General features: G+C 67.2%; 1 protein-coding gene and 1 pseudogene. One reads left to right on the forward strand and one right to left on the reverse strand.

The features are described 5' to 3' along the window. Nucleotides 1-252: pseudogene (locus A5698_RS27680) on the reverse strand (MMPL family transporter); the annotation flags it as partial. A 153-nt stretch (nucleotides 253-405) separates the two neighbouring features. Here A5698_RS27680 and A5698_RS27685 point away from each other — a divergent pair. Then, on the forward strand, nucleotides 406-781 hold a 376-nt coding region (locus tag A5698_RS27685), incomplete at its 3' end, for a DoxX family protein (RefSeq protein ID WP_084792658.1).

Below are 781 nucleotides of genomic sequence, written 5' to 3' on the forward strand. Positions count from 1 at the left end.
ACGCGCCGCCGGGCTCTGCGCGCCGTCGTCGGAGTGCACGCTCAAGATCAGCTCCATGTCGCCCTGGCCGAACTTGTCCACCAGCAACTGGGTGGCCTTCGCCGACTCCGACGTCGGATCCTGGAAGCCGCCGGCCGAGAGGTTCTTGGCGACGGGGATCCCGAATACCGCGCACGCCACCATCACGAGGACGGCTGTCGCGATGATGCGCCGGGGCGCCGCTATGGCCAGCTGTGCGATTCGTTGCAGCACTGCGTGTCCTCTCGCTCCTCGGACTAACGCCGCTAACTTAACAACGGTAAGTCAGCGGCGTCAACGGCCCGCTTCAGACACGGTTCAGGGCCGTGCGGCGTTCACTGCGAATCCGCGCGATGAGTTGTGGCTCGTCTGATAGTCGTAATGGGCATGACCACGACGGACGCGGCGACGGCCGCCACCAGCACACGCAACACCGCGACGGACATCGGCCTGCTCATCCTGCGCATCGGCGTCGGCGCCGCCATCCTCCAGGCGGGGCTCATCAAACTCTTGGACTTCAGCGCCACCGTCGGGTTCATGGAAGCCGCGGGCTGGCGGTTGCCCGCACTGGCGGCCTTCATGGTGACCGCGGCCGAGACCCTCGGCGGCCTCGGCCTGATCTTCGGCGCGCTCACACCACTGGCGGCGTGCGCGGTGGTTGCGGCAATGGTCGACGCATGGGCGGTCAACGTGTCGCAGTCCGCGTTCTGGTCCGAACCGTTCAACGTGCCCTTCATGATCGGCATCGGGGCCGCTGCGCTGC

Origin of the sequence: Mycobacterium sp. E136 (assembly GCF_001666865.1) — a bacterium.
GTDB lineage: Bacteria > Actinomycetota > Actinomycetes > Mycobacteriales > Mycobacteriaceae > Mycobacterium.